This window comes from Aeromicrobium sp. (assembly GCF_036676885.1).
GTDB lineage: Bacteria > Actinomycetota > Actinomycetes > Propionibacteriales > Nocardioidaceae > Aeromicrobium.
In genome coordinates, this window is sequence record NZ_JAKFCB010000166.1 from 1 (window position 1) to 5277 (window position 5277).

Genomic DNA, 5277 nt, shown 5'->3' on the forward strand with positions numbered 1-5277 from the left:
CCTCGCCCGAGCGCCACCTCCGCGCGGCCGAGCTGCTCGCGCCCGGTGCGGATCGCCCGGACGACCCGGCCGAGCTGCTGCCGCAGGTGCTGACCGGGATCATGCGCGATGTCGGCATCCGGGGCGGCATCGGTGCGGTCGGCTTCTCGTCCGCCGACATCGACTCGCTGGTCGAGGGCACCATGAAGCAGCAACGCCTCCTCGCGACCGCCCCGCTCGAAGTCACCGAGGACGCCGTGGCGACGATCCTCGCCGAGTCGATCGAGCTGTGGTAGCCGTGACCGAGGTCGTGACGGCCGACATCGCCGCTGAGCTCCGGCGTCTGGGGGTCGCCGACGTCGACGACTCGACGCTGGCCCGCGCGCTCTACAGCACCGACGCGTCGCTCTACCGCGTCGTGCCGCAGGTCGTCGTACGCCCCCGCGGCGTCGAGGAGGTGCTCGCCACGGTCGAGGCCTGCCGGCTCACCGGCACGCCCCTGACGTCGCGCGGCGCCGGCACGTCGATCGCCGGCAACGCGGTCGGCACGGGTGTCGTCATCGACTTCACCCGGCACCTCAACCGCGTCCACGACATCGACGTCGAGTCGCGCACGGCCCGCGTCGAACCGGGCACGGTGCACGCGGTCCTCCAGAAGGCGGCCACGCCGCTGGGTCTGCGATTCGGCCCGGATCCCTCGACCCACACCCGGTGCACGGTCGGCGGCATGATCGGCAACAACGCGTGCGGGTCGCGGGCCCTGGCGTACGGGCGTACGGCCGACAACGTCGTGGGCCTCGACGTCGTGACGATGGCGGGGGAGGAGCTGTCCGTCGTAGCCGGAGGCCGTACGGAGTCGGCGACGCTCGACCGGCTCGGTGACGTCGTGCAGGGCGGGCTAGGCGTCATCCGTACCGAGTTCGGGACGTTCGGGCGCCAGGTCTCCGGCTACAGCCTCGAGCACCTCCTGCCCGAGCGCGGGTTCGACGTCGCGACATTCCTCGCCGGCACGGAGGGGACGCTCGCGACGATGACGTCGGCGACCGTCCGGCTCGTCGAGGACCCACCGCACCGGCAGGTCCTGGTGCTGGGGTACGCGTCGATGGCCGAGGCGGCCGACGACGTCCCGGCCCTGCTGCCGTTCGGCCCGACGGCGTGCGAAGGCCTCGACTCCCGCATCGTCGACGTCTTCCGTACGCACAAGGGCTCGGTGCCCGAGCTGCCGCGCGGACAGGGCTGGCTCTTCGTCGAGATCTCGGGTGACGAGCCGGGGCTCGTCGCCGACACCGTCCAGCGCGCCTCAGTCGCTTCGTCGGCGATCGCCAGCCGGGTCGTCACCGATCCGCGTGAGCAGGCCGTGCTGTGGCGCATCCGTGAGGAGGGCGCAGGCCTCGCGACTCGCACCCTGCCCGGCAAGGCGCTGTCGGGCTGGGAGGACGCCGCGGTGCCGCCCGACAGGCTCGGCACCTACCTGCGCGAGTTCGACGCACTGTTGCGCGAGAACGGCCTCGACGGCGTGCCCTACGGTCACTTCGGCGACGGCTGCATCCACGTACGCATCGACTTCCCGCTCGACGCGTCCGGCGGCAAGGAGCTGTTCCGGTCGTTCCTGTTCGACGCCGCGACCCTCGTGGCCTCGCACGGGGGTTCGTTCTCGGGCGAGCACGGCGACGGGCGCGCCCGGTCCGAGCTGCTGCCACTGATGTACTCCGCCGACGCGATCGACCTGTTCGCACAGGTCAAGGGCGTCTTCGACCCCGACGACCTGCTCAACCCCGGCGTCCTCGTGCGCCCACGGCCGGTCGATGCTGACCTGCGCGGCCCCGAGTCGTCACGGGACCGCCTCGACGGCCGGCTCGGTCTGCGGCTCCTGCACGACGACGGTGACTTCGGCAAGGCCGTCCACCGCTGCACGGGCGTCGGCAAGTGCATCGCCGACAACGCCGGCTCGAACGGCGTCATGTGCCCGTCCTTCCAGGCGACCCGCAACGAGAAGGACTCGACGCGAGGCCGCGCCCGTGTCCTGCAGGAGATGATCGACGGCCGCCTGGTGACCGGCGGATTCCGCTCTCCCGAGGTCCACGAGGCGCTCGACCTGTGCCTGTCCTGCAAGGGCTGCGCCAGCGACTGCCCGACGGGCACCGACATGGCGACGTACAAGTCAGAGGTCCTGCACCAGTCCTACAGGGGACGCATCCGTCCCCGGAGCCACTACATCCTTGGTCGGCTGCCGTTCTGGGCACGCGTCACCTCGCCGATCGCGTGGCTCGCCAACCTCGGGCTGCGTACGCCCGGCATCCGCTCGCTGGCGCGCTGGGCCGCCGGGGTCGACCAGCGTCGCAGCCTCCCGACGTTCGCGCGGGGGAGCCTCAGCCGCTGGGCCCGCCGGCGTACGTCCGAGGCCGCGGGCCATGGGGGGCCTCGCGTGTTGCTGTGGGCCGACTCGTTCACCGACTTCTTCTCGACCGAGGGCGGCAAGGCCGCGGTGCGGGTCCTCGAGGCCGCCGGCTACCACGTCGAGCTGCTGGAGCGCTCGGCGTGCTGCGGACTGACCTGGATCACGACCGGCCAGCTCGACCGCGCCCGGTCGATCGTCGGCAGCACCGTCGCGCAGCTCCATCCGTATGTCGCCGAGGGTGTCCCCGTCGTCGGTCTCGAGCCGTCGTGTCTCGCGGTCCTGCGCTCGGATGCCGTAGAGCTGCTGGACGATCCCCGGGCCGTCGACGTCGCCCGGGGCGTCTTCACGCTGTCCGAGCTCCTGCAGCGGACCGACGGATGGCGCGCACCCGACCTCACCGGCACGACTCTTGTCGTACAGCCGCACTGCCACCAGGCATCGATCCTGGGGTTCGAGGCCGACCTCGCGGTCATGGAGTCCACCGGCGCGACGATCCAGCGACTGTCCGGCTGCTGCGGGCTCGCAGGCAACTTCGGCGTCGAGAAGGGCCACTACGAGGTGTCGGTCGCGGTGGCCGAGCAGCAGCTGCTGCCCGCGGTTCGTAACGCCGCGGCCGGAACGATCGTTGTGGCTGACGGATTCTCCTGCAGGACTCAGCTCGACGACCTAGCCTCGGTGAAGGCGCTGCACCTCGCACAACTCCTCGCCCCCTGACCGGAAGCTGACACATGGACCACATGCTCGAGCTCGGCTCGGCCATGTCACGGTTCGCTGAGCTGGTCGGCAAGGCGACGGGGAACGAGCCGGTCCCGGCCTGCCCGGGGTGGACGGTCCGCGACCTGACGACGCACCTCGGCACGATCCACCGCTGGGCCGCCGCGACGGTGCTCAGCGGCCAGCGGCTCCAGGACCCCGAACCGCTGGTCACCGAGCCCATCGTCGAGTGGTACGCCGGCATCGCGACGGCGCTGCTGGGTGCCCTGCAGGCGGTCAGCCCGGAGGAGCCCGTGCCCAACTTCTCGTACGTCGACGAGCGGGCCGCGTTCTGGTCACGCCGCCAGATGCACGAGACGACCGTGCACGCGGTCGACGCGGCCCAGGCGCTGGGCATCGACGAGGACGACTGGGGCGTGGCGCCGTCGGTCGCCGCCGATGGCGTCGACGAGGTCCTGCAGGTGTTCTTCCCTCGGATGACCGCACGCAGGCAACGGCCGGACGTACGCTCGCGGATCCGGCTCGTCGCCACCGACACCCAGCAGTCCTGGCTCGTGGCACCCGGCGACGGCGAGCTGGGCCCGCCGTTGCAGCTGCATCCGACGCTCGACGCCGATGGTTCCGTCAGCGGCACGGCGGTCGAGCTCTACCTCGGGCTGTGGAAGCGCGTGGGCCCCGAGCGGCTCGACTTCGAGGGTGTCGACGGACGTATCCTGTTCGACGGCCCGACCACACCCTGACCCGCTGTCTCTCGGTTTGGAAGTTACCGGACGGGACCGGTAGTATTGGCTGCTGTGCCTGAACCACTCAGGCCGGTGCACGCATCCTGCCGGATCGCACGGTGGCGAGTGCATCACGACTCATGGCTCACACCAGTCAGAAGAAGGAAGTTTGTAGTGCCCACGATCAACCAGCTGGTCCGCAAGGGCCGCCAGCGCAAGGTCGTCAAGACGACGACTCCCGCGCTCAAGGGTTCGCCTCAGCGACGCGGTGTCTGCACCCGCGTCTACACCACCACTCCGAAGAAGCCGAACTCCGCGCTCCGCAAGGTTGCTCGTGTGAAGCTCTCGAGTGGCACCGAGGTCACTGCATACATTCCGGGCGAGGGTCACAACCTGCAGGAGCACTCGATCGTGCTCGTGCGCGGTGGCCGAGTCAAGGACCTTCCCGGTGTCCGTTACAAGATCGTTCGCGGCGCCCTGGACACCCAGGCCGTCAAGGGCCGCAAGCAGGCTCGCAGCCGCTACGGCGCGAAGAAGGAGAAGAGCTAATGCCTCGTAAGGGTCCGGCGCCGAAGCGCGTCGTCGAGACTGACCCCGTCTACGGGAGCCAGCTCGTCACCTCACTCATCAACAAGGTTCTGGTCGACGGCAAGAAGCAGGTCGCCCAGCGCATCGTCTACACCGCGCTCGAAGGCACCCGCGAGAAGTCCGGCACCGATCCGGTCATCACGCTCAAGCGTGCGCTCGACAACGTCAAGCCGTCGATCGAGGTCAAGAGCCGCCGCGTTGGTGGCGCGACCTACCAGGTCCCGATCGAGGTCCGCGCCTCGCGTCAGAACACCCTGGCCCTGCGTTGGCTCGTCAGCTACGCCGGAGCCCGTCGCGAGAAGACCATGGCCGAGCGCCTCATGAACGAGCTGCTCGACGCCTCGAACGGTCTCGGCGGCGCCGTCAAGAAGCGTGAAGACACGCACAAGATGGCTGAAGCCAACAAGGCGTTCGCGCACTACCGCTGGTGACGGAGTCTCGTGTTCGCCTTGCCTAGTCGCGGGCGAACGAGACTTCCAAGACTCATTCAAGACTTCATTTAGGAAAGCTACTCGTGGCTACAGACATCACCACCGACCTCAACAGGGTCCGCAACATCGGCATCATGGCGCACATCGATGCCGGCAAGACCACGACGACCGAGCGCATCCTCTTCTACACCGGCATCAACTACAAGATCGGTGAGGTCCACGACGGCGGCGCCACGATGGACTGGATGGAGCAGGAGCAGGAGCGCGGCATCACGATCACGTCCGCCGCGACGACCTGCTGGTGGAAAGACAACCAGATCAACATCATCGACACCCCCGGTCACGTCGACTTCACCGTCGAGGTCGAGCGCAACCTGCGCGTCCTCGACGGTGCCGTCGCCGTGTTCGACGGTGTCGCCGGTGTCGAGCCGCAGTCCGAGACCGT

At 69.4% G+C, this 5277-nt stretch carries 5 protein-coding genes and 1 pseudogene; all 6 read left to right on the forward strand.

Annotated features, from left to right (window positions below; genetic code table 11):
• Nucleotides 1–275, forward strand: a pseudogene (locus V6M46_RS08075) (alcohol dehydrogenase); the annotation flags it as partial.
• Nucleotides 269–3091 carry an FAD-binding and (Fe-S)-binding domain-containing protein gene (locus V6M46_RS08080; protein WP_442880475.1) on the forward strand — a complete coding sequence of 941 codons (2823 nt, stop codon included), beginning with the start codon at nt 269–271 and terminating at the stop codon, nt 3089–3091. The pseudogene V6M46_RS08075 and the gene V6M46_RS08080, both read left to right, overlap by 7 nt.
• Nucleotides 3092–3105: 14 nt before the next feature.
• Nucleotides 3106–3831: a maleylpyruvate isomerase family mycothiol-dependent enzyme gene (locus V6M46_RS08085; RefSeq protein WP_332663593.1), complete on the forward strand. Its 726-nt coding sequence runs from the start codon at nt 3106–3108 to the stop codon at nt 3829–3831.
• Between the two features lie 156 nt (nt 3832–3987).
• The gene (gene rpsL, locus V6M46_RS08090; RefSeq protein ID WP_056209459.1) at nt 3988–4362 is read left to right on the forward strand and encodes a 30S ribosomal protein S12; all 375 of its coding nucleotides are present in this window, start codon (nt 3988–3990) and stop codon (nt 4360–4362) included.
• Nucleotides 4362–4832, forward strand: coding sequence for a 30S ribosomal protein S7 (gene rpsG, locus V6M46_RS08095; RefSeq protein ID WP_159537223.1), 471 nt, complete (start codon nt 4362–4364; stop codon nt 4830–4832). Before rpsL ends, rpsG begins: the two co-directional genes overlap by 1 nt.
• An 83-nt stretch (nt 4833–4915) precedes the next feature.
• Nucleotides 4916–5277: GTP-binding protein (locus V6M46_RS08100; protein ID WP_332663598.1), on the forward strand; the 362-nt coding region annotated here is incomplete at its 3' end.

Coding starts and splice junctions, on each gene's coding strand:
- V6M46_RS08085 (WP_332663593.1), top strand. CDS start 3,106: ATGGACCACATGCTCGAGCTCGGCTCGGCCATGTCACGGTTCGCTGAG.
- rpsG (WP_159537223.1), top strand. CDS start 4,362: ATGCCTCGTAAGGGTCCGGCGCCGAAGCGCGTCGTCGAGACTGACCCC.